This is a genomic window from Xanthomonas sp. NCPPB 1325, from assembly GCF_041477645.2.
Classification (GTDB): domain Bacteria; phylum Pseudomonadota; class Gammaproteobacteria; order Xanthomonadales; family Xanthomonadaceae; genus Xanthomonas; species Xanthomonas cannabis.
In genome coordinates this window covers 2,862,582-2,886,700 of record NZ_CM192985.1, presented here as the reverse complement: position 1 = coordinate 2,886,700, position 24,119 = coordinate 2,862,582, and the positions used below count along the sequence as shown (strand labels likewise).

The 24,119-nt window shown below is 67.1% G+C and carries 17 protein-coding genes; 8 read left to right on the top strand and 9 right to left on the bottom strand.

Going from position 1 to position 24,119, the window contains the following annotated elements:
• Window positions 1-463: 463 nt before the first annotated feature.
• The 5 genes from ACCQ10_RS12345 to aptA form a co-directional block, all read right to left on the bottom strand.
• Complete coding sequence (locus ACCQ10_RS12345; RefSeq protein WP_372360812.1) at window positions 464-1,450, bottom strand: HD-GYP domain-containing protein; 987 nt, start codon at window positions 1,448-1,450, stop codon at window positions 464-466.
• A gap of 33 nt (window positions 1,451-1,483) precedes the next feature.
• Window positions 1,484-5,578 carry a CHASE domain-containing hybrid sensor histidine kinase/response regulator gene (locus ACCQ10_RS12340; RefSeq protein WP_372360811.1) on the bottom strand — a complete coding sequence of 1,365 codons (4,095 nt, stop codon included), beginning with the start codon at window positions 5,576-5,578 and terminating at the stop codon, window positions 1,484-1,486.
• Between the two features lie 151 nt (window positions 5,579-5,729).
• Window positions 5,730-7,034 (bottom strand): DUF445 domain-containing protein, encoded by a 1,305-nt coding sequence (locus ACCQ10_RS12335; protein WP_372360810.1) that lies wholly within the window; start codon window positions 7,032-7,034, stop codon window positions 5,730-5,732.
• A gap of 195 nt (window positions 7,035-7,229) precedes the next feature.
• On the bottom strand, window positions 7,230-8,102 hold the full coding sequence (locus ACCQ10_RS12330; RefSeq protein ID WP_372360809.1) for a plasmid replication/partition related protein: 873 nt from the start codon (window positions 8,100-8,102) through the stop codon (window positions 7,230-7,232).
• Window positions 8,103-8,447: 345 nt separating this feature from the next.
• Entirely contained in the window at window positions 8,448-9,800 is a 1,353-nt protein-coding gene (gene aptA, locus ACCQ10_RS12325; RefSeq protein WP_372360808.1) for an omega-aminotransferase AptA, read from the bottom strand.
• 201 nt (window positions 9,801-10,001) lie between these two features.
• Here aptA and ACCQ10_RS12320 point away from each other — a divergent pair, with 201 nt between their 5' ends.
• From ACCQ10_RS12320 to ACCQ10_RS12295, 6 genes are all read left to right on the top strand, one after another.
• Window positions 10,002-10,184, top strand: a complete 183-nt coding sequence (locus ACCQ10_RS12320; protein ID WP_372360807.1) for a hypothetical protein — start codon at window positions 10,002-10,004, stop codon at window positions 10,182-10,184.
• Window positions 10,181-11,860: an OFA family MFS transporter gene (locus ACCQ10_RS12315; protein ID WP_039407881.1), complete on the top strand. Its 1,680-nt coding sequence runs from the start codon at window positions 10,181-10,183 to the stop codon at window positions 11,858-11,860. Before ACCQ10_RS12320 ends, ACCQ10_RS12315 begins: the two co-directional genes overlap by 4 nt.
• 6 nt (window positions 11,861-11,866) lie before the next feature.
• Window positions 11,867-12,712, top strand: a complete 846-nt coding sequence (fdhD, locus tag ACCQ10_RS12310; RefSeq protein WP_372360806.1) for a formate dehydrogenase accessory sulfurtransferase FdhD — start codon at window positions 11,867-11,869, stop codon at window positions 12,710-12,712.
• Window positions 12,709-15,057, top strand: coding sequence for an FdhF/YdeP family oxidoreductase (locus ACCQ10_RS12305; RefSeq protein WP_179453917.1), 2,349 nt, complete (start codon window positions 12,709-12,711; stop codon window positions 15,055-15,057). The genes fdhD and ACCQ10_RS12305 overlap by 4 nt, the downstream gene beginning before the upstream one ends.
• Window positions 15,047-15,325, top strand: coding sequence for a hypothetical protein (locus ACCQ10_RS12300; RefSeq protein ID WP_372360805.1), 279 nt, complete (start codon window positions 15,047-15,049; stop codon window positions 15,323-15,325). Before ACCQ10_RS12305 ends, ACCQ10_RS12300 begins: the two co-directional genes overlap by 11 nt.
• Window positions 15,326-15,711: 386 nt before the next feature.
• Complete coding sequence (locus tag ACCQ10_RS12295) at window positions 15,712-17,019, top strand: MFS transporter (RefSeq protein ID WP_372360804.1); 1,308 nt, start codon at window positions 15,712-15,714, stop codon at window positions 17,017-17,019.
• Window positions 17,020-17,091: 72 nt separating this feature from the next.
• Here the strand turns inward: ACCQ10_RS12295 and ACCQ10_RS12290 are convergent, their stop codons facing one another.
• The 4 genes from ACCQ10_RS12290 to ACCQ10_RS12275 all read right to left on the bottom strand — a co-directional run bounded on the left by ACCQ10_RS12290 (window position 17,092) and on the right by ACCQ10_RS12275 (window position 21,773).
• A complete protein-coding gene (locus ACCQ10_RS12290) occupies window positions 17,092-17,553 on the bottom strand; it encodes a bacteriohemerythrin (protein WP_372360803.1) in 462 nt (153 codons plus the stop codon).
• Window positions 17,554-17,681: 128 nt separating this feature from the next.
• Window positions 17,682-18,980 (bottom strand): diguanylate cyclase, encoded by a 1,299-nt coding sequence (locus tag ACCQ10_RS12285; protein ID WP_039407869.1) that lies wholly within the window; start codon window positions 18,978-18,980, stop codon window positions 17,682-17,684.
• A 100-nt stretch (window positions 18,981-19,080) separates the two neighbouring features.
• Complete coding sequence (locus tag ACCQ10_RS12280; protein WP_372360802.1) at window positions 19,081-20,397, bottom strand: NAD(P)/FAD-dependent oxidoreductase; 1,317 nt, start codon at window positions 20,395-20,397, stop codon at window positions 19,081-19,083.
• The gene (locus ACCQ10_RS12275) at window positions 20,394-21,773 is read right to left on the bottom strand and encodes a glutamine synthetase family protein (protein WP_372360801.1); all 1,380 of its coding nucleotides are present in this window, start codon (window positions 21,771-21,773) and stop codon (window positions 20,394-20,396) included. The genes ACCQ10_RS12280 and ACCQ10_RS12275 overlap by 4 nt, the downstream gene beginning before the upstream one ends.
• 147 nt (window positions 21,774-21,920) lie before the next feature.
• Here ACCQ10_RS12275 and ACCQ10_RS12270 point away from each other — a divergent pair, with 147 nt between their 5' ends.
• Complete coding sequence (locus ACCQ10_RS12270) at window positions 21,921-22,676, top strand: gamma-glutamyl-gamma-aminobutyrate hydrolase family protein (protein WP_372360800.1); 756 nt, start codon at window positions 21,921-21,923, stop codon at window positions 22,674-22,676.
• Window positions 22,677-22,682: 6 nt separating this feature from the next.
• Window positions 22,683-24,068 (top strand): glutamine synthetase family protein, encoded by a 1,386-nt coding sequence (locus tag ACCQ10_RS12265; protein WP_372360799.1) that lies wholly within the window; start codon window positions 22,683-22,685, stop codon window positions 24,066-24,068.
• The last annotated feature ends 51 nt before the right edge of the window (window positions 24,069-24,119 follow it).

Genomic DNA, 24,119 nt, shown 5'->3' with positions numbered 1-24,119 from the left:
GCAGACGCAGTGGTGTGGATGGTGGACGCTGGTGTTGATGCAGAGATTTGCGGCTGAAGCGGCTAGTGGTGAGGTAGCAGCGTGCGATGGCGATAGAGGGCGCGCGACGTGATGCGTCGTCGGCTGGTCGTCCCCAAGCTGCCCGCACCCTCATCCGGCGCTGCGCGCCACCTTCTCCCGGAGGGAGAAGGATCAAGCTGCCGCATGCGGAACCCTCATCCGGCGCTGCGCGCCACCTTCTCCCGGAGGGAGAAGGATCAAGCTGCCGCATGCGGAACCCTCATCCGGCGCTGCGCGCCACCTTCTCCCGAAGGGAGAAGGATCAAGCTGCCGCATGCGGACAGTGATGGCACCTGGGCAAAGCCCCTTCTTCCGGCGGGAGAGGGGTTGGGGTGAGGGTACGGCGGAAGACCGCCAACCCGACATCGCGAATGGGCGGTTGTCTTGGCTACCCGAATCAGCGCTATGCAGCAGGGCTGTCCCAGGCGTCCTTGATCTGCAGGATCTGCGGCAATGCCTCGCGGAAGTGCTGTACCAGGCGCGGTTCCAGCTGCTTGCCCGCCATGCTCTCGATCTTGCGCATGGCGTCTTCCACCGTCCACGGCGCCTTGTACGCGCGCCGGCCGCACAGCGCGTCGAACACATCGGCCACCGCCACGATGCGCGCCGCCTCCGGGATGGCTTCGCCGGCCAGCCCTTGCGGGTAGCCGCTGCCGTCCCAGCACTCATGGTGATGCAGGGCGATGTCGGCGGCCAGCTGGAACACCGGCCCGCGCCCGTGGCGCAGCAGGTCGTGCCCGGCCTGCGGGTGTTGCCGTACCACCGAGCGCTCGTGCTCGTCCAGCGCGTCGGGCTTGTGCAGGATGCTGCCGGGCACGGCGATCTTGCCGGCGTCGTGCAGCGGTGCGGCATCCTGCAGTATCTGGGCCTGCTGCGGCGGCCAGCCGGCGGCTTCGGCCAGCACACGTGCGTATACCGCCATGCGCCAGATATGTGCGCCCGTGTCCAGGTCCTGGCCCTGGCCGGCCGTTCCCAGCAGGTGGATCGCGTCGCGGTATTGCTGCGCCAGGCGTGTGCATTCGGCCAGTTTGAGTTGCGTGCCGATGCGCGCCTTGAGCAGGGCCGGCGAGTAGGGCTTGCTGACGTAGTCCGCCGCGCCGGCGTCCAGCCCGGCGCGTTCGTCCTGTTCGCTGCTGCGCGCGGTCACGAACAGGATCGGGATGGTCTGGCTGGCCGGCTGCTGCTTGAGCGTGCGAGCCACCGCGTAGCCGTCCATGTCGGGCAGTTCCACATCCAGCAGGATCAATGCCGGTTGATGGCGCGTCACCGCATCCAGCGCCTCGCTGCCGGTCTTGGCGAAGACCAGCGGAAAATCGTCGCGCAGCAGCTGGCGCAAGGTGGCCAGGTTGCTGGATTCGTCGTCGACACAGAGCAGGGGACGGGACGGCATGGAGGATCCTTGCAGTCGGGCAGGAGATCGCGGTCAGCGTGGGTGGGTGGCGTGCCAGTCGCGCAGGGTGGCTTCGGCGCGGCGGAAGTCGAAGTCCTCCACCGCGCGCTGCAGTTCCTCCTGCAGGCTGCGCGGCAGGCGCGGTGCGCAGATCAGCAGTGCGTGGTCGATCTTGTCGGCGTCGTCGCTGGCGAAGGCGGCCTGCAGGATCTGCAGGCTGTCGGCATCCAGCGCAACGCCGGCATCGTCGCTGTCGGGCTCCTGCGCATCGTCCTGCACGAAGGCGCGAATCGCGTCGGCGGTGCGCTGCATCACGTCCTTGAGCGCGAGCAACGAGGCGGTGATGTCGTGGCCGTCTTCGATGCGGGTTTCCAGATCGCCCGCCGCGCCGGCCAGGGCCGGCAGCGCCAGCGAGCCGGCAGCGCCACGCAGCTTGTGCGCCAGCGCGCCGATGGCGGGCAGCTCGTTGCGGCGCAGGTGCTCGGCCGCCACCTCGGCCGGGTCCGGGTTGTCGCGCAGCAGCTTGAGCAGATAACGCACGTACGGCTCGCGGTCGCGCCAGAGGCTGTGCGCACGCGCCGCGTCCAGCAGCTCCGGTGTGTCGTGCATCCACGCCGGACCGGCCGCCACGGCGGTTTCGTGCGGCAGCGACGGAATGCGCTTGGCCCCGGGACGCATGAAATGGCGGATCGCGGTGACCAGTTCCTCGACGTTGAACGGCTTGGCGATGAAGCCGTTCATGCCGGCCTCCAGCGCTTTTTCCTGTTGCGGGCGGAAGGCACCGGCGGTCAATGCAATCACCGGCAGACTGGCCAGGGCAGGAATCTGCCGCAGCCGGCGGGTGGCTTCGTAGCCGTCCACCACCGGCATCTGCACATCCATCAGCACCAGGTGGAACAGATCGGGCGCGCGCTTGAGCGTGTTGACCGCCTGCTCGCCGTCATGGGCGACGGTGACCATGGCACCTTCGCCTTCGAGGATGCGTTGCGCCACCTCGCAGTTGATGTCGCTGTCGTCCACCAGCAGAAGATGTGCGCCTTCCAGCCGCCTTGCGACGAAGGTCGGCGCCACCGGGCGCGCGCCCGGACGCTGTTCCACCAGTTGCTCCACCAGCCGATGCAACGCGGCGGTGGTCACCGGCTTGGTCATCACCGCGTCCAGGTCCTGTTGTTCTGGGTGTTGCTCCAGCAGGCGCCGTTCGTAGGCGGTGACCATCACGATCACCGGGTGCGGACCGGGCGCTGCGCGCGCGCGGATCTGGCGGGCGATCGCCACGCCGTCGATGTCGGGCATGCGCCAGTCGAGCAGGAAGATGTCGTACGGCTCGCTGGCCTGTTCGATGGCGGCCAGCGCGGCCTGGCCGTTTGCCACTGCGTCCACGCGCCAGCCGAGCTCGGTGGTGATACGCACCAGGTTGTTGAGCGCCGCATCGTGGTCGTCGGCGATCAACACCCGCGGCATCGCCTCCGGCGGCAGCGCCGGGAGCTCCTGATGCGCAGTGGGGGGCGCGGCCTTTTCCAGCGTCACCACGAAGTAAAACTCGCTGCCGCGGCCGGGCACGCTTTCCACTTCCAGCTCGCCGCCCATCAGCTCGATCAGGCGTCGGCTGATGGTCAGGCCCAACCCGCTGCCGCCATAGCGACGGCTGGTGGAGGTGTCGGCCTGCAGGAACGGGGAGAAGATCAGGCTCTGCTTTTCCTTGGAAATGCCGATGCCGGTGTCGCGTACCGAGAACAGCAGCTTGACCTTGTTGGGGTCACCGCTGGGAAAGCGCCGCACCGACAGCACCACTTCGCCTTCCTCGGTGAACTTGATGGCGTTGCCGACCAGGTTGACCAGCACCTGGTTGATGCGCAGTGCATCGCCCAGCAGCCAGCGGCCCTCGCGCGGCAATAGCTCCACGATCATCTCCACCGGTTTTGCACTGAGCGAAGAGCGCATCAGGTCGGCGATGTTGTCGAACAACTGGTTGAGGTCGAACGGCGCATGTTCCAGATCGATTCGCCCGGCTTCGATCTTGGAGAAGTCCAGGATGTCGTTGATGATTTCCAGCAGGGTGCGCGCGGAGCGATCGATCTTGGTGACCATGTCCTGCGCCGCGCCGGGAAGTTCGCTGCGCTGAAGCAGGTACAACATGCCCAGGATGGCATTCATGGGCGTGCGGATTTCGTGGCTCATGTTGGCCAGGAAATCGGACTTGGACTGGTTGGCGCTCTTGGCGGCATCCATCGCAAGGCGCAGCTGTTTTTCGTGCAGTTTCTGCTCGGTCAGATCCACCGCGACGCCGAGGTAACCGATCACCTGGTCGTTGTCGTCGCGCAAGGTGCTCAAGGTCAGCAGCACCGGCAGCCGGCGGCCGTCGTGACCGACGTAGGTCCATTCGCTGGTGTCGCTGCGCCCCAGGCTGGTCAGCGCGGCAACCGCCTCCAGGGTGGGCGCCACCGGGACGCCGGTCTGTTCTGACAGCCGGTGCGCGCGTTCCTGCAATTCTTCGGCTTCGACGAACTGGCTGACCTTGCGACGGCCGATCACATCCTCGGCGGTGTAGCCCAGCAGTTTTTCCGCAGCCGGGTTGAACAGCGTGACAAAGCCGCTGGAGTCGGCGGCGATGATGGCGTAGCCGGCGTGCGCCAGGATCGCGCGCTGCAACACCGAGAACTTCACCAGTTCGCTGGTGCGCTCGGCCACCTGATGTTCGAGCGAGGCATTGAGGTCGACGATGCGCTGATGCGAGCGCACCCGGTCGGAGATGTCGCGGAAGAAGTGCGAATGCCCGCTGAGCGTGCCATCGGCATCGATGATCGGTGCCTTGCTGGCCAGCACGTGCACGTGCTGGCCATCGCGGTGGCGCATGCGCTGCGCTGCAGAGGCGTTGCCCAGACGCGCATCGTCGGCGTGGTCGACCTGCGGCATCGCATAGGGCTGCGGTGACAGCAGTCCTGTCAGGTCCTGGCCGATCGCCTCGTCGGCGGTGTATCCGAACATGGCCTCGGCCGCCGGATTCCAGTGGGTGATGCGGCCGTCCGGTGTTTCGGCGACGATGGCCTCGCTGGAATGGCTGACCAGCGCGGCCAGTTCCATCTGCTTGCGCAGCACTTCTTCGCGACGCAGCCCGTTGCTGAAATACAGCGCAAGCAAGGCGGCAAACAACACCGAGGTAGCCATGACCAGGCCGCCGACCAGCCAGGGCGAGGTCTGGTTGAGCGAGGCCACGAAACTGGCGGTCGGCTGGGCGGTGATGACCCAGGTGCGGCCATAGATGGGCAACAACTGCACCACCGGCGGGCGCCGCGCACTGTCGCTGATCGGCGTACCGCTGCGATAGAAATTGTGGGTCGGCTCGTTGCGGTCGGACAGGTCCAGCGCCACGTCGTTGCGCTCGCCCAGCGCGCTTTGCACCATCTGCTCGACACTGAAGGGCGCATACACCCAGCCGCTGGTGGCCGCCATGCGTTGCTGCGGGGTCTGCAGCGGCATGCCCTCGCGATAGACCGCCAGCAGCACCAGAAAGCCGCTTTCGGTGGGCACGCGGTAGCCCGACAACGAAATCGGCGAGGTCATGATCGGGGAGCCGCTGCGCGCGGCCTGCAAGGCGGCGGCGCGGCGCCGTGGTTCGGAGGCGATGTCCAGACCGATCGGGCGGTTGCCCGAGGATTCGGGCTCGAAATACAGCACGAGGTAGCGCTCGCCTTCCCACGGCGCGAGCAGGCGCCGGTGGATGTCCGGTGCGCCGTCGGCGCGTGCGGCCTGCAGGAACGCGGCCTCCTCGGACGGTGCGACCCGGTGGATATAGCCGTACCCCAGCACGCCGGGGAACTCGCGCGAATAATCCCGCGAGCGGCTGTAGAGGGTGAAGCGCTCTCGACTGATCACATCGCTGCCGGCGCCGATCACCGCGCCACGCGCACCGCGCAGGCCGTGCTCGAAGGTATACATGCGCTCGCTGATGTTGCGCGCCAAGGTGCGCACCACAGACTGAAAACGCTGCTCGCGCTCGAGCTCGTTGTGCCGGTGGAGCCAGACTCCGGTGGCGATGGCCGCAATCAGGCCTGCGGTGAGAATCAGCAAGACGCTGGCAAACGCGCGGCGCCCGTATTTCCTGCGCAGATCCCAGCGGCCGTTCGGCATCTTCGTCCCTTTGCCTTGCCTGTTGCGTGCCCAGTGTGCTGGCCGACAACACTGTCGGCTTCGTGGTACCGCCTGACGATCATCCGGCTGCGTGCAGTGTCCCCCGCGGCATCGGCCGCACCGTCTGGGCGATCATCGTCGTGTCAGTGCATCAGAACGATAGCCAGATCGACAGTGCGTGAAGGGCAAGGCCGATCAGTCCACCGACCAACGTTCCGTTGAAGCGAATGTATTGCAGATCGCGGCCGACACCCAATTCCAATTGTTCTACGAGGTGACGTTCGTCCCAACTTTTCATGGTCGACGCGATGTGCTCGGTGACCGATGCGCGCAGCCGCGTGGTGAGTTTGTCGGCGGCCTGCAACATATGCTGGTTGAGCGCCTCGCGCAGTGAAGGATCCTGCGACAGGGCCTGGCCGAGCGACTGCATGGAGCGCTCCATGTGCGCGGCCATCGACGACTCTTCACGCGCCAGGTCATTGCGCAGTGCATCGCGAATTTCGCCCCACAGCCCCTGCACATATTCCTGCAATGCCGGATGTTCGATCGCGCGCTGTTTGAGGTCTTCCACGCGCGCGGCCATCTCCGGCTCGTCGCGCAGGCGCGCGATGTAGCCCTGCAGCCAGGCCTCGTAGTCGAGCCTGATGGGATGGTCGGGCGTGGTGAGGATGTCCTGCAATTCTTCGAGCGCGGCCCGCGCCATGCGGTCGGCCAGGCTGTCGCCGATCTCCTCGATCGGCTTGACCCAGTTCACCGTGCCGACCAGCTTGGGCCACTCGCGTCGCGCATAGCGCACGATCAGCGCGGAGGCGCGTGTCTTGACCTGTTCCTGGTCCAGCCATTGCCCCAGCCGCAGCAGCACTTCGTCCAGCAACTTCTGATGGCGGCCATCGGTGGTGAGCAGGGCCAGGACATCGCCGACGGTGGCGGCGGCATTCCATTTGCGTAGGCGGTCCACGACAAACCGCTGGATGGCACGCCGCACCGCCGCTTCGTCCAGCAGTTCCAGCGCCTGCAACATCCAGCCGCGCGCCATCTGCGCCAGCATGCGTGCCTGCTCGGGCTTGGCCAGCCACTCGCCGAGGCGGCTGGCCGGGTCGAACACGCGCAGCTTGTCCATCAACGCCTCGGGCGCCAGGAACTGATCGCGCACGAACACTGCCAGCCCATCGGCCAGGCGCTCCTTGCCGCGCGGCAGGATGGCGGTGTGCGGGATCGGCAGGCCCATCGGGCGGCGGAACAGCGCCACCACCGCAAACCAGTCGGCCAGTGCGCCGACCGTGGCCGCTTCGCAAAACGCCGACACCCAGGCCCAGATGCCTTGCTCGCCCATCAGGTGGCTGACGACAAAGCCGGCGAACATGGCCAGCAGCAACGCTACTGCGAGTAGCTTCATGCGCTGCAGCTGCGCGCGACGCGGATCGATGGGGCGGGGAGTGCTGAGACTGGGTTCCATGACCGAAGTGTACTCAGTCGTTTGACCAGGGCATGTCCACGACCACACGCCATACCGGCGTCACCTGGCGCGATCCCTCTCCCTGCACGTAGGAGCGCCCTTGGGCGCGATTGGGCGTTACTGGGAATGCCTCATCGCGCCCAAGGGCGCTCCTACGCAGGGCAACCAGGGTCAGGCGTTCCATCGGTCGCTTACTCAGCCGCGCAGGCGCTCCAGCTGCGATTGCAGTGCGGCGACCTTGGACTGCAGGGCGGCGTTTTCGTTTTCCAGCTCGGTGACGCGGCGTTGCAAGGCCTTGAGGTCGCGGCGTTCGGCTTCGCCGGCTTCGGCCTCGTCGGACTTGGGCTTGCGCTTGGCGTCGCGTACGCGCTTGGCGGCCTGCTTCAGTTCGGCCTTGCCCGCCTGTGCGGCGGCGCGCTGTTCGTCTTCGGACAAGGTGGCCACGGCAGCAGCGGCGCTGATGGAAATCTCGCCGGACTTCACCGCCTGCACCACTTCCGGGGCGGCCTGTTTGTGGATGCGCTCGATCATCACCACCTGGTTGCTGCTCAGGCGCGCCTCGCGTGCCAGCTCGGCGCGGCTGACCGGGGTGGAGGTCTCTTCCCACGGCGGGCTGTCGGTGTCTTCGGTCGCTTGGGCGGCGCTGCTGTCACGCATGGCGCCGTCATCGCCGCTGCTTGCCGCGTGCGCGTCGGCCTGCAGGGGCGCTTCGGCGGCGGCATCGGCATCGCGCTGGGTGCGCTGGCGCAGCGCCAGGATCTCGCGCTTGCGCAACGCCAGCACGCCACGCTGGAAGTCGGAGACGCTGCGCCGGCCCAGGTGCTGCTCGATCATCCACAGATGCACGTCCTGCATCGACTGGAAGCGTGGGTTCTGCACGGTCTGGAATGGCAGCCCGTGCTTCTGGCAGATGCCATAGCGGTTGTGGCCATCCACAAGCACATCGCCCCACAGCACCAAGGCGTCGCGGCAGCCCTCAGCCAGCAGGCTGCGCTCCAGCGCCTCGTGCTCGTCGGGGGTCAGCGGGTCGATATAGGCCTTGAGTTCTTCTTTAACAACGATGTTCATGCGGCAACGGCGGGGGAGTGCGGGGCCGGCATTGTAGTGAGCCTGCCCCGGCTTTGCGCGCTTGACGTGCTGCCTGCGGCGTGACACGCGAGCACGTTTGGATGGCGAACGCGGCAGCGGGCCGGCGGTGCCGCAAACGGACTGCCTGACTGCCGCACGCAGGCGGCACGATCCGTGCGCGGTGCCGCCGGCCACTGCCGCGACCCGGATGGATGCCGCGGCGTTGTCGAGCATGTGCTGGAAAGGCCGCTTCCCGCCAAGCGCCCCATCGCACGGCGAGTCGAACAGAGCAGTGCCGTTGCGGCCACGCCCGCTACGCACCCGGGCTGCCCCCCTCGGCCACACTTACTCCAGCTGACGCAGGATCCCCGCCAGCGTCTGGACCATCTGCCCGATCTGTTCGGGGCTGACGATCAGTGGGGGTGACAGCGCAATGACATCCCCGGTCACCCGCACCAGCAGGCCGCCGTCGTGAAAGCAGCGCTCGAACACCTCGTAGCCGCGCGCACCGGGGGCGCCGTCGCGCGGCGCCAGCTCGATCGCACCGATCAAGCCGATGTTGCGGATGTCGATCACGTGCGGCAGGCCGCGCAGGCCATGCAGCGCTGCTTCCCACTGCGTGCCAAGCGTGATCGCACGCGTGAACAGGTCTTCTTCGGCGTAGGTATCCAGGGTGGCGATCGCCGCCGCGCAGGCCAGCGGGTGGCCGGAATAGGTATAGCCATGGAACAGCTCGATCGCCTGCTGCGGGCCGTGCATGAAGGCATCGAAGATGGCATCGGCCACCAGCACCGCGCCCATCGGCACGGTGCCGCTGGTCAGCCCCTTGGCGGCGGTGATGATGTCCGGGGTGACACCGAAGCGCTGCGCCGCGAACGCTTCGCCGACCCGGCCAAAGCCGGTGATCACCTCGTCGAACACCAGCACGATGCCGTGGCGGTCGCAGATGGCGCGCAGCCGCTGCAGGTAACCCTCCGGCGGCAGGATCACCCCGGCCGAGCCGGACACCGGCTCGACGAACACGGCGGCGATCGTGGAGGCATCGTGCAGGGTGATCAGCCGCTCCAGATCGTCGGCCAGCTCGGCACCGTGCACCGGCAGCCCGCGCGAATAGGCGTTGCGCTGCAGATCCAGGGTGTGGCGCAGGTGGTCGGTGCCGGCCAGCAACGGGCCGAACCACTTGCGGTTGTTGGGCAGCCCGCCGATCGACATGCCACCAAAGCCCACCCCGTGGTACGCCTTCTCGCGGCCGATGAAGCGGGTGCGCTGGCCCTCGCCGCGCAGGCGGTGATAGGCCAGCACGATCTTCATCGCGCTATCCACTGCCTCCGAGCCGGAGTTGGTGAAGAACACATGGCCCAGGCCGGGCGGGGCGAGGGCGGCCAGGCGTTGCGCCAGCACGAATGGCAGCGGTGAGCCCATCTGGAAGGTGGGGGCAAAGTCCAACGTGCCGGCCTGGTCGCGGATTGCCGCCACGATCCGCTCGCGTGCGTGGCCGGCGTTGCAGCACCACAGGCCGGCGGTACCGTCAAGGATCTGCCGGCCATCGACATCGCGGTAATACATGCCGGCGGCGGAGGCGAGCAGGCGAGGGCGCGCCTTGAACTGGCGGTTGGCCGTGAACGGCATCCAGAACGCCTCCAGCGGCCCGGGTGCAGGCAGCGCAGGCGCGTCGTCGTGCGCAAGTGGGTCGTGCATGGCCGGCTCCGTTGCGGGGTGTCGCCCCGACTGTACGCAGGCATCGTGTCGGCCGTCACCCGGGCGATGGCGGGAATGCGGCACATGGCGCGGGGCGCCCGGCCGGCGCCTGTGGAGTTAGTCCATAAGAACTAGTCAATTAGTCGCAGCCCCGGCCGCTAACCTCTCAGAACGCCTGCGTGGCGTGGGGATGGCCATGCGATGGAACGCTACGGGGGCGTCGCCAAGCATTGCAAAGCGGCAAGGATTGTCGATGATGCGCCAGACAACCGCCAGTTGGGCCTGGTTGTCGTCGCTGCCCTTATCGCAACACGCCAATCGATCGCAGCCGTCAATCGTCTTTATCGCAGTTCATCGCACTTTATTTTTGGGGAATGGGAATGACGCAAGGGTCCACCGTGGCGACAGCCAGCGGCGCTGACGCCGGTCTGCTGTCCAAGGAGCGCATCGTTGCGCGGCCGGGGTTCAATCGTTGGTTGGTACCGCCGGCAGCATTGGCGATCCACCTGTGCATCGGCATGGCCTACGGCTTCAGCGTGTTCTGGCTGCCGTTGTCCAAGGCGCTGGGCATCACCGAAGCGATTGCCTGCCCGGCCGACATGGGCCTGTTCGCGCGCATGGTAGCCACCACCTGCGACTGGAAGATCAGCGAGCTGCAGTGGATGTACACGCTGTTCTTCGTGCTGCTGGGCTGTTCGGCGGCGATCTGGGGCGGCTGGCTGGAACGTGCCGGCCCACGCAAGGCCGGCGTGGTCTCGGCGCTGTGCTGGTGCGGCGGCCTGGTGATCTCGGCGGCCGGCATCCACTTCCATCAGATCTGGATGCTGTGGCTGGGTTCGGGCGTGATCGGCGGCATCGGCCTGGGCCTGGGCTATATCTCGCCGGTGTCCACGCTGATCAAATGGTTCCCGGACCGTCGCGGCATGGCGACCGGCATGGCGATCATGGGCTTCGGTGGCGGTGCGATGATCGGCAGCCCGCTGGCCGACGCGCTGATGCGCCACTTCGCCACGCCGACCTCGGTGGGCGTGATGGAAACCTTCCTGGTCATGGCCGCGCTGTACTTCGTCTTCATGATGGCCGGCGCGTTCGGTTATCGCGTGCCGCCGAGCGGCTGGACCCCGGCCGGCTGGACCGCGCCGGTGGCCAGCAACAACGCCATGATCACCGCCAACCATGTGCACGTGAAAAAGGTCTGGGGCATCCCGCAGTTCTGGTTGCTGTGGGGCGTGCTGTGCCTGAACGTCTCGGCGGGTATCGGCGTGATCGGCATGTCTTCGCCGATGCTGCAGGAAGTGTTCGGCGGCCGTCTGATCGGGGTGGACGTCGGCTTCGGCAGCCTGGATCCGACCCAACTGGCCAGCATCGCGGCCATCGCGGCCGGCTTCACCGGCCTGCTGAGCCTGTTCAACATCGGTGGCCGGTTCTTCTGGGCCAGCATGTCCGACAAGCTCGGTCGCAAGAACACCTACACGCTGTTCTTCGTGCTGGGCATCTGCCTGTACGCCGCGGCGCCGTCGGCCGGTGGCGTGGGCGGCATCGCGCTGTTCGTGGGCATCTTCTGCATCATCCTGTCGATGTACGGCGGCGGTTTTGCCACCATTCCCGCCTATCTGGCCGATCTGTTCGGCACCCAGATGGTCGGCGCCATCCACGGCCGTCTACTGACGGCGTGGGCCACCGCCGGCATCCTCGGCCCGGTGGTGGTGGGGTATATGCGCGAGTACCAGCTGGCGCACGGCAGCCCGCCGTCACAGGTCTACAACACCACCATGTACATCCTGGCCGGCATGCTCGTGCTCGGCCTGATCTGCAATCTGTTGGTGCGTCCGGTGGCCGCGCGTCACTTCATGACGCCCGACGAGCTGGCACGCGAAAAGCAGCTGGCGCACGAGAAGGTCGACCGCAGCGGGCATGCGGTGCTGCCGCCGGAGCAGATGGCGCGCATCGGTCATGGCGGCAACCCCGCACTGGTGGCGTTTGCTTGGCTGGCTGTTGGCATCCCCATGGCCTTCGGCATCTGGGTGACCCTGCAGAAAGCCTTCGTGCTGTTCCATTGAGGTGAGATGACCAGTCCGTCTTCCCGCACGGTGCGCCCGGGTAGTGTGGTGCGCAGCGTGATCCGCCATCGCGGCGGTCGCGGTGCCACGGTGCAGGACATGGTGGCGGCCGAAATGCCGGTTGCCCTGATCTATAACCAGGTGCCGTTCGCGGTGATGATGGCCACGCCGGAGGACCTGGAGGATTTCGCCCTCGGGTTTTCCTTGAGTGAAGGCATCGTCGATCACGCGCAGGACCTGCGCGTGGTGGCGGTGGAGACGTTTCTGGAAGGCGCCTCGCTGCAGATCGAGGTGCCGCCCGAGCGCACGGCCGCGTTGGACCGGCGGCGGCGCAATCTGGACGGGCGCAGCGGTTGCGGCGTGTGCGGCAATGAATCGATCGAGGCGGTGCTGCGTGTGCCGCCGGTGGTGCAGTCCACGCTGCGGATCGATGCGGATGCATTGGCGCGTGCGCTGGAGGCCTTGCATGCGCAGCAGCCGATTGCCGCGCAGACCGGTGCGGTGCATGCGGCTGCTTGGGCCGATGCAAACGGCGTGGTGCAGCTGGTCCGCGAAGACGTGGGCCGGCATAACGCCCTGGACAAGTTGATCGGTGCATTGGCGCGCGCGCGCATCGATGCATCGCAAGGGTTTGCGGTGGTGACCAGCCGCGCCAGTTACGAAATGGCCATGAAAGCCGCGCAGGCCCGGATTCCGCTGCTGGCAGCGATTTCGGCACCGACTGCCCTGGCGATCAGCCTGGCCGACAGCGCGGGACTGACCCTGATCGGGTTTGCCCGCAATCACGATTGTGTTGTTTACAGCCATCCACAACGCTTGGACCTGGGTGTTGCCGTGGGAGAGCCCGCATGAGCAAGAAGACCATCAAGCAGTACGACAATCCCGCTGGTGGCTGGGGCGCCTTGCGCTCGGTCGCCAAGCACCTGATGGAACAGGACATCGCGGTGCAGGGCGCCAAGACGCTGCTGCATGCCAACCAGCCGGACGGCTTCGACTGCCCGGGCTGCGCCTGGCCCGACCGCGATCACACCTCCACCTTCGAGTTCTGCGAGAACGGCGCCAAGGCCGTTGCAGCCGAGTCCACCGCGCGCCGCGCCGGACCGGAGCTGTTCGCCTCGCACAGCGTCAGCCTGCTGTCGCAGTACAGCGATTACTGGCTGGAAGGCCAGGGCCGCCTGACCCACCCAATGCGCTATGACGCGGCCACCGACCACTACGTGCCGGTGAGCTGGGACGCTGCGTTTGCGCAGATCGCCAGCCATCTCAATGGGCTGGCATCCCCGGACGAGGCGATCTTTTACACCTCCGGGCGCACCAGCAACGAGGCGGCCTTCCTGTATCAGTTGTTCGTGCGCGAGTTCGGCACCAACAACTTCCCCGACTGCTCCAACATGTGCCACGAGCCGTCCGGTACCGCGCTGCGTTCGCAGATCGGCGTGGGCAAGGGCACGGTGTCCTTGCACGATTTCGAACTGGCCGATGCCATCTTCATCTTCGGCCAGAATCCGGGCACCAATCATCCGCGCATGCTGGGCGAGTTGCGTGAGGCCTCCAAGCGTGGCGCGGCGATTGCGGCCTTCAATCCGCTGCGCGAGCGCGGGCTGGAAAAATTCGCCGACCCGCAGGACAAGCTGGAGATGTTGCACAACGGCTCCACGCGTATCGCATCGGACTATTTCCAGCTCAAGATCGGCGGCGATTTGGCCGCGCTCAAGGGCATCATCAAGCATGTGCTGGAGCGCGACGCGCAGGCCCAGCGCGAAGGCACGCCGCGGTTGCTGGACCTGGATTTCATTGCCGAGCACACCGCCAACTTCGACGCCTTCGCGGCCGATGTGCAGGCCGAGCGCTGGGACACCATCGTCGAGGAGTCCGGTCTGGACGAGGCGGCGCTGCGCAAGGCCGGCGAGATCTATCTCAATGCCGAGCGCGTGATCGCCTGCTGGGGCATGGGCATCACCCAGCACAAGCATTCGGTGGCCACCATCCACATGATCACCAACCTGCTGTTGCTGCGCGGCCACCTGGGCCGTCCGGGCGCGGGCGTGTGCCCGGTGCGCGGGCACAGCAACGTGCAGGGCGACCGCACGATGATGATCTACGAAAAGCCGCCCGCCGCATTCCTGGACAAGCTGCAGTCGGTGTTCGGCTTTGCGCCACCGCGCGCAGACGGCTTCGACACCGTGGGCGCGATCGAGGCGATGCTGGACGGGCGCGGCAAGGTGTTCTTCGCGATGGGCGGCAATTTTGCCGCGGCCACGCCGGACACCGATGCCACGCACCGCGCGCTGCGCAACTGCGAACTCACCGTGCACGTCACCACCAAGCTCAATCGCAGCCATCTGGTGCACGGGCGCGATGCGCTGATCCTGCCGTGCCTGGGCCGTACCGAGATCGATATCCAGGACGCCGGCTCGCAGGGTGTGACGGTGGAAGATTCGATGAGCATGGTGCACCTGTCGGCCGGCATCAATCCGCCGGCTTCGCCTGATTTGCTGTCCGAGCCGGCGATCGTGGCGCGCATGGCCGAAGCCACGCTGGGCGCGCGCAGCGCGATCCGCTGGCGCTGGCTGGTGGGCGACTACGACCGCGTGCGCGACCTGATTGCGCAGGTGTTCCCGGACTTTGCCGGCTTCAACGAGCGCGTGCGCACACCCGGTGGGTTCCGCTTGTCCAATACCGCGCGCGATCGCCAGTGGGTGACCCCGGAACAGCGCGCGGTGTTCAAGCCGCATGCGGTGCCGACCGACAACCCGATCCATCGCGCACGGCGTACCCGGACCGACCAGATGGTGTTTACGCTGGCCACCACGCGCTCGCACGATCAGTACAACACCACCATCTACGGGCTGGACGATCGCTACCGCGGCGTGTTCGGCGAACGTCGCGTGCTGTTCATCAATGGCGCCGACATCGCGGCGTTGAACATGAAAGCCGGCGACTGGGTGGACCTGGAAAGCCTGTGCGATGACGGCGTGCGGCGCGAGGCACGTCGCTTCCTGCTGGTGGACTACAACATCCCGCGCGGCTGCCTGGCGGCGTACTACCCGGAAACCAACGCATTGGTGCCGCTGTCGAGCTTTGCCGACGAAGCGCGTACGCCCACCTCCAAGTCGATTCCGGTGATCGTGCTGCCGCATCGCGCCGAAACTGCGGATGCAGCGCCACGCGACATCGGAGCGGTGCTTGTCCGCTGATCCGCAGCTCACCGCCCAGCTGTTGCATACCCTGGCCGACGCGCCCGAGGGCGTGTCGTTGCCGAAGCTCTGCAAGCAGCTGGGCGTGCGCATGAGCGTGCTGCTGCGCACGCTTGCCTGGTTGGGGACGGCAAACCTGGACGGGCAACCCGGTCCGGATTGGGTGCGCGTGGAAGATCGCGGCGAGCGGCAGTTTGCGGTATTGACGCCGGTCGGTTTGGCGGAACAGATGCAGCGATCAGCAGGGCAGTCGTCACAGGGCGGCTGAGCCAGTTCCTGCTGCTTTGAAAGCTGTGCAGAACGACCAACCCAACTGGTCCTTGCCCGCCCACCGTCGCGGGACCTTTGGCGGCATGGATGCCGCCACAGAGCCACAAGAACGTACTTGCGGCGTGTCCTGCGATGGTGGGCGGGCAAGGGCCCTGCAGCAGACGCAAAGACTTCACACCTCACACCTTGCAGGTCAAGCAGGTGACAGTCTCCGGTGACGCGTTGCCGGACACTTGGTCGGACACATCTGGTTCAAGACGAGCAGGACGCGATCCACAGCCCCATCGGTCACGCCTGTAACTTTTCACCGACCCGTTTGCCTGCGCAAAGCGTTGCCCCGATCTGCCAGAATCGGCCGTCTCGTTCCATGGATGCCGACCCACGATGACTGCCGCTGCGCCGCTCGCCACACCCACCAATTCGCCTGCGCGCGTGCTGTTTGCCAGCCTGATCGGCACCACCATCGAGTTCTTCGATTTCTATATCTATGCCACCGCTGCGGTGCTGGTGTTCCCGACGTTGTTCTTTCCGGCCGGCGATGGCAGTGCGGCGATGCTGCAGTCGCTGGCGACCTTTGCGGTGGCCTTCATCGCGCGGCCGGTCGGCTCGGCGGTGTTCGGGCATTTCGGTGATCGGGTCGGGCGCAAGGCCACGCTGGTGGCGGCCTTGCTGACGATGGGCCTGTCCACGGTGGCGATCGGGCTGCTGCCCGGCTACGCGCAGATCGGCGTGCTCGCGCCCGCGCTGCTGGCGGTGTGTCGCTTCGGTCAGGGCCTGGGCCTGGGCGGCGAATGGGGCGGGGCGGTGCTGCTGGCCACCGAAAACGCGCCACCGGGCAAGCGCGTGTGGTACGGCATGTTTCCGCAGCTGGGTGCGCCGCTGGGGTTCTTGTTGTCCACCGGTACCTTTCTGGGTATGGGCGCGGTGCTGGACGATGCCGCCTTCATGGCATGGGGCTGGCGCGTTCCGTTCCTGGCCAGCGCGTTGTTGGTGCTGACCGGCTTGTGGGTGCGCCTGAGCATTACCGAAACCCCTGACTTCCAACGGGCGCTGGATCGCAAGACCCGCGTGCGCCTGCCGCTGGGTGCGGTGCTCTCGCGGCACTGGCCGGCGTTGATCATCGGCACGCTGGGTGCGTTCGCCACCTTCGTGCTGTTCTATCTGATGACCGTGTTCGCGCTGGGCTACGGCACCAAGACGCTGGGCTACGACAAGGAACAGTTTCTGTTGCTGCAGATGGCCGGCATCGTGTTCTTTGCCGCCGGCATTCCAGTGTCGGCCAGGTTCGGCGACCGCCATGGCGCGCCGCTGGCGATGATGCTGGCCAGCATCGCCATCATCGCCTTCGGCCTGGCGTTCGCGCCGTTGTTTCAGGCCGGTCACCCGTTGCAGGTGCTGGCCTTTCTTGCGCTGGGCTTCTTCTTCATGGGGTTGACCTACGGCCCATGCGGCACCTTGCTGGCGGAGTTGTACCCCACCGAGGTGCGCTACACCGGCGCATCGTTGTCGTTCAATCTGGCCAGCATCCTGGGTGCGGCGCCGGCACCGTATGTCGCCACGCAGCTGGCCGCACGCTACGGCGTGCAGGCGGTAGGTCATTATCTGGGCGCTGCCGCGGTGCTGAGCCTGCTGGCGTTGATGGTCGCGCGGCGATCGCATCGCCGGACGATGCAGCGCACGCCGTTCGCATAGGCTTGATGGCGCGCGCTGGACTCCTGCGAGACCGGCTTGTCGCGCGCGGACGCGTTTCCGACGGAAGGATCGCTAGCGGAAGATCCGCTTCAGGGTGCGTCCCAGCCAGCTGCCGTGCTGGTGGGTGCGCGCGAACTGGTTCAGATGGGCGATGACCTGCGGCGCGTACGCCTGGTCGTCGCCGCGGATGTGGTTGAACAACCAGCGCGAGAGCATGTTGCGGAGGTCTTCGCTGACGTCCTCGCCTGCCTGAAAGCGCAGCCGATAGTCGCCAACACGCTTGCCGAAGACCTGGTGCACGCGCGCGTGCGCCAGGCTGAAGGGGTAGCCGGATTCCTGCATCAATTCTTCTTCGAACGCGAAATGCGACAGGGTGTAGTCGATCAGCTCGTCGATCACCTCGCCCACGGCCAGGCGCTGCAGGCTGGTGTGCGCCACATGCAACTGATTGATCATGTCCACGATGCGCCGGTGTTGGTGATCGATGACCTCGATCCCGGTGTTGAGGTCGTCCTGCCAGACCAGCCGTGCCATCGAAGTACCTTGCCCAATGCGATGGGCACAGGCTAGGCCGCACGCGCCGACAGCGCGTTGATCTGGATCAAGGCGTTGGTGAAGCGCGTCATCTGCAGGCGCCGCCCGGACCTGCGGTCAAGGCGGGATCAGCTCGCCAGGCGCACCTGGTTGCGGCCGCCGGCCTTGGCCAGATACAGATGCTTGTCGGCTTCGTTCAACAGGTGATGCAGTGACTGCTCGCCTTCGGTCGCAATGCACACGCCGATGCTCACCGTCATGCTCAGGGTGTCCTCGCCGATCCGCACGCGCAGCGCGCTGATGCGTTCGCGCAGGGTTTCGAAGTAGCTGGTGGCATTGGCTGCATCCAGCCCCGGCACCAGCAGGCAGAATTCTTCGCCGCCGAAGCGCGCCACCAGGTCCTGCGGGCGCGCATGTCCGGACACCGAGGCCGCCACCGCACGCAGCGCCTGGTCACCGGCTTCGTGGCCCCAGGTGTCGTTGATGTGCTTGAAGTGATCGATGTCGAGCATCGCCGCGGTCACCGACTGGTCCTGCGACAGCAGCTTGGGAATCACCCGCTGGCTCTGCTCCAGGAAGTAGCGCCGGTTCGGCAGGCCGGTGAGGAAGTCGCGCGTGGCCAGATCCTGCAGCGTGCCGATCAGTTCCAGCTGGTCCACGTTCTGCGAGACCCGGCAGAAGAATTCCTCGCGCGAAAAGGGCTTGCGCAAGAAGTCGTTGGCGCCGTTCTTCAGAAAGCGCGGGATCAGCGACGAGTCGCTGTTGCCGGAGATGCCGATCACCGCCACCTTGTCGCGCGAGCGGATCGCACGCAGCCGGCGGGTGAATTCCACGCCTTCCATGCCCGGCATTTCCTGGTCGACGATGGTCAGGCGGATGCCAGGATCGCGTTCGATCGCTTCCAGCCCGGCCGCGCCGTCGGCCGCCAGCACCACCCGGTAGCCGTACATCGACAGCAGCGCGGCGGCGTAGGTGCGTGCGGACAACGAATCGTCCACCACCAACGCACCGATGCGGCGATTGCGCTCCAGGCGCTGCACCAGCCAGGCCAGGTATTCGATGCTGCCGGGCGCGTTCTTGAGCACGTAATCGATGATCTGCTGCTGCAGCACGCGCTGGCGCAGGTCTTCGTCGTAGACGCCGCTGACCACCACGGTCGGCAGGTTGCGCGAGAGAAAGAATTCCACGACCTTGTCGCGGTCGCCGTCGACCAGCACCAAGCCGGTCAGGACCAGAAACCAGCCATCCTCTTCGTCGAGCACGCGTGCGGCTTCGGCCAGGGTCGAAACGACCGTGACCGGCAGTTCCACGCGTTGCTCGATGGCTTCGCGCAGCATGCTGGTGAACGTGCGCGAGTTCTCCACCAGCAACACGCGCTGCGGCAGGACTGCACTTTCACTGTTGCGATGGAGGGTACCTGGGGACATCGGCTGGCCGTATGGATCGAACCGTCAGATCAGCTAACGGCTCTGCTCGCCAAAACTTGAGCGCTGTATCGCTGCCTGTGCGGCGGCACTGCAGGCGCGCTCACCACAGCGCATCGCGCAGCCGGTACCAGCTCATCGCCGCGACCAGCAGCGGTGTGCGCAGCCGCTGCCCGCCGGGGAAGCGGCGGTGCGGGATGCGCGCAAAGACATCCAGCCGCTGGCTATGGCCGGCGATCGCCTCGGCGATGACCTGGCCGGCCAGGCCGGTGGCGGCCACTCCGTGGCCGGAGAAGCCTTGCGCGAAGTACAGATTGGGCGCGAGCCGGCCCCAGTGCGGCGCCCGGTTCCGTGAGATGTCCACATAGCCGCCCCATACCGTCTCCAGCGGCACGTCGCGCAGCTGCGGGAACACGGTGTGCATGCGCTGCGTCATCAGGCGCTGCAGGCCGCGCGGCGGGCGCGCGGAGTAGCTGGCGCGCCCCCCGAACAGCAGGCGGTGGTCGGCGCTGAGGCGGTAATAGTCCAGCGCCCAATTGGTGTCGGCCACCGCCATGTCGTTGGCGATCAGGCTGCGCGCGCGTGCCTGGCCCAACGGCGGTGTGGCCCCGACGTAGGTACCCACCGGCATGATGCGCTGCTGCAGGGCCGGCGCCAGGCCCTGCAGCAGGGCATTGCCGGCAATCACGCCGAATGCGGCGCTCACGCTGCCTTCGGCGCTCTGCAGGGTGACCCGGGCGCCCTGGTCCAGGTGGGTCACCGCCGAGTCCTCGTAGATCCGCACCCCGGCGGCGAGCGCTGCACGCGCCAGCCCGAACGCATAGGCCAGCGGGTGCAGGTGGCCGCTGGCGGGGTCGAACATCGCACCCAGGTACAGCGGGCTGTCCAGTACCGCGCGCGTGCGTGCGCGGTCCCACCACTGCAGCGGGTAGTCGTAGCGCTCGGCCATGCGCACGATGCCGTGCTGCAACGCGCGCGCCTGACGCGGCTTGAGCGGGACGTGGGCATGGCCGTCGCGCCAGTCGCAGGCGATGGCGTGGCGCTCGATGCGCTGGCGCAACAGGCGCATGCCATCGCGCGAGAAATCGAACAGCAGGCGTGCATCGGCGTCGCCGACCAGCGCTTCCAGGGTGTCCTGCTCGCAGCCGTAGCCGACGATGGCCTGGCCGCCGTTACGCCCGGAGGCGCCCCAGCCGATGCGCCGGGCTTCCAGCACGCTTACCTGGTAACCGGCCTCGGCCAGCGCCAGCGCCGCGGTCAGGCCGGTATAGCCGGCCCCCAGGATGCATACGTCCGCGCGCTGGGCGCCACGCAGGCGCGGTTGCGCGGGCAGCGCCGGCGCACTGCGCGCGTACCAGCTGTCCGGATACCCGTCCGGCGGCCTGGTCTGCGGCACAGCGGCGTCCGGCCTGGTCATCACACGACGCGCAGGTACCGGGCGTAATCGATGTCCGGCACCAGCGCCTGATAGTCGAGCAGCTCACGTTGCTTCTGCTGGCCGTACACGTGCCGGAACTGGCTGCCCAACTGCGCCTGGATGAACTCGCTGCCCAGGAACGCATCGACCGCGCCCTGCCAGGTGCGCGGCTGGAACACGCCCTGCGCATAAGCGTTGCCGATGACCGGCGGGGTCGGTTCGGCCGGGCGCTGCACGCCGTCCAGGATGCCGGCCAGCACCGCAGCTGCGGCCAGATACGGGTTGGCATCGGCGCCGGCGATGCGATGTTCGATGCGGGTGTTGCGCGCGTCGCTGTGCGGGATACGCAGCGCCACGGTGCGGTTGTTGAAGCCCCAGCTGGCATCCAGCGGCACGAACGCATTGCTGACGAAGCGCCGGTAACTGTTGGCATGCGGGGCGAACAGCAGCAACGACGCCTGCGCATGCCGTTGCAACCCGGCGATGGCATGGCGCAGCGGCCCGGCAGGCATGTCGGCGGGGCCGGCGAGCAGGTTGTTGCCGTCCGCATCGAGCAGGCTCACATGCAGGTGCAGGCCGCTGCCGGCCTGGCCGGCGAAGGGCTTGGCCATGAAGCTGGCGAGCTTGCCCTGCTGCTGCGCGATGGCCTTGATGGTGCGCTTGAGCAACACGGCCTCGTCGCAGGCCGCCACCGCATCGGCGCGGTGCTGCAGGTTGATCTCGAACTGGCCCGGCGCATATTCGGCCACCGCGGTGTCGGCCGGGATGCCTTGCTGCCGGCAGGCGGCGGTCACCGCATCGGTGAAGCCGCGCTGCTCGTCCAGATCCTGCAGCGAATACACCTGGGTGCTGTCGCTGCGCGCGCCGGTGACTGGGTCGCGCGGGGTCTGCGGGCGCCCCTGGGCATCGGGCACCGCGTCGAACAGATAGAACTCCAGCTCCACCGCCACCACCGGCGTGAGGCCACGTGCGGCGAAGCCGGCCAGTACACGCTGCAGCACCGCGCGCGGAGCCACCTCGAACAGGCCGCCATCGGCGGTATGCATGGCCAGCAGCAATTGCGCCATCGGCTGCGGCGCCCAGGGCACCGGACGCAGCGAGCCGGCAATCGGCCGGCAGATGCGGTCCGCATCGCCGATCGCGTAGCCAAGCCCGGTCTCCTCCACGGTGTTGCCGGTGATGTCGGTGGCGATCAGCGACATCGGCAGGCACACGCCATCGCGATAGACCTTGCCCAGTGCATCGGCGGTGACGCGCTTGCCACGCAGCACGCCGTTGGTGTCGGGCAACAACAGATCCACCGAGGTACAGCCGGGGATGCGCGCCAGGGTGGCGGCGTCGGCAGCGGGCAGGGACGCGACGGAGTTCTCGGAAGCCATGGACACTACCTGCGAGGTCGCTGGCCAGCCTAGCAAAGCAGGCGTGAGCGGTCGCCGGCCGGCGAAGCAGCGGCCCTGGCAATGGCGGCGGTGGCGCGGTAAGTTCGAGCGCATCTGCCGTTCAACACACCGCATCGGGATGTCTGCATGGCTGTCGTTCCCCTGGTCGGGCTGCCGACCAATCGCGTCCTGCATGGGCCGCATCCGTTCCTGGCCGCTGGCGAAAAATACATCCGCGCCGTGGTGGATGCCGCCGGTGCCATGCCGGTGTTGCTGCCCAGCCTGCGGCCGAGCCTGGACGCCAGCGCCTGGCTGGACCGGCTGGATGGCCTGCTGCTCACCGGGGCGGTCAGCAACGTCGAGCCGCACCACTACAGCGATGAGGCCAGCTGGGAGGGCAATCCGCACGACCCGGCGCGCGATGCCACCAGCCTGGCGCTGATTCCGCAGGCGCTGGCACGCGGCCTGCCGCTGCTGGCGATCTGCCGCGGCCTGCAGGAAGTCAACGTCGCGCTCGGCGGGCGCCTGCATCAACGCGTGCATGCCGTGCCCGGGCTGGCCGATCACCGCGAAGACCGCAGCGCCGCACTGGAGGCGCAATACGGCCCGGCCCATCCGGTGCAGTTGCAGCCGGGCGGCTGGCTGGCCGGCATGCATTCCGGGTCGGAGGTGCTGGTCAATTCGCTGCACGGGCAGGGCATTGCCACGCTCGCCGCCGGACTGGTGGTCGAAGCGACCGCGCCGGATGGCCTGGTCGAAGCCTTTCGCGGTGCCGGGCCGGGGTTCCTGCTGGCCGTGCAGTGGCACCCGGAATGGCGTGTCACACAGCATCCGTTCTACCGTGCCATCTTTCAGGCCTTCGGCGAGGCCTGTCGCCGTTACGCCGCTCAACGCGGTCAGTGAGGTCGCATGTCCATCCGCACCCGTTCGCGCACCGCCACGCCCAAGCAGCCGGAGAGCGCGCTGCGGCGCTGGCTTAAGGAACGCCACATCACCGAGGTGGAATGCCTGGTGCCGGACATCACCGGCAATGCGCGCGGCAAGATCATTCCCGCCGACAAGTTCTCGCACGACTACGGCACGCGGCTGCCGGAGGGCATCTTCGCCACCACCGTCACCGGCGATTTTCCGGAGGATTACTACGCGCTGACCTCGCCGTCGGATTCGGACATGCACCTGCGCCCGGATGCCTCCACCGTGCGCATGGTGCCGTGGGCCGCCGACCCCACCGCGCAGGTGATCCACGACTGCTACACCAAGGACGGGCAGCCGCACGAACTGGCCCCGCGCAACGTGCTGCGCCGCGTGCTCGATGCCTACGCGCAGCGCAAGCTGCAACCGGTGGTGGCGCCGGAGCTGGAATTCTTCCTGGTGCAGAAGAACACCGACCCGGACTTCCCGCTGCTGCCGCCGGCCGGGCGCTCCGGCCGCCCGGAAACCGCGCGGCAGTCGTATTCGATCGACGCGGTCAACGAGTTCGACCCGATCCTGGACCTGATGTACGACTACTGCGATGCGATGGAGCTGGACGTGGACACCCTGATCCACGAGTCCGGGGCTGCGCAGCTGGAAGTCAATTTCACCCATGCCGATGCCCTGTCGCGCGCCGATCAGGTGTTCCTGTTCAAGCGCACCATGCGCGAAGCGGCGCTGCGGCATGGCGTGTATGCGACGTTCCTGGCCAAGCCCATGGAGACCGAGCCGGGCAGTGCGATGCATATCCACCAGAGCCTGCTGCACGCCGGCACCGGCAAGAACGTGTTCAGCGGCAAGCGCGAGGGCGGCTTCAGCGACACCTTTGCGCATTATCTGGGCGGCTTGCAGAAATACGTCCCGATGGCGATGGGGCTGCTGGCGCCCAACGTCAATTCGTACCGTCGGCTGATGTTCGGCGAGGTGTCGCCGAGCAATGTGCTGTGGGGCTTCGACAACCGCACCTGCGGGCTGCGGGTGCCGATCGATGCGCCGCAGAACATGCGGGTGGAAAGCCGCTTCGCCGGTTCCGATGCCAACCCGTATCTGGCGATGGCCGCGACCCTGGCCTGCGGGTTGTTGGGGATTGCCGAACAGCTCGAACCGACCGCGCCGATCAGCAGCAACGGCAAGGAGCAGGGCTACGATCTGCCGCGCTCGCTGGGTGAGGCGCTGGATGAGCTGGAAGGCTGCGATGCGTTGCAGGAGATATTGGGGCGACGCTTCGTGCGCGCCTATATCTCGGTGAAGCGCAAGGAATACGAAACGTTCTTTCGGGTGATCAGCTCGTGGGAGCGAGAGTTCCTGTTGTTGAATGTGTGAGGCGCTTCGCCTGCGCGGTGTGCTGCACTGTTTCCTTCTCCCATCGGGACA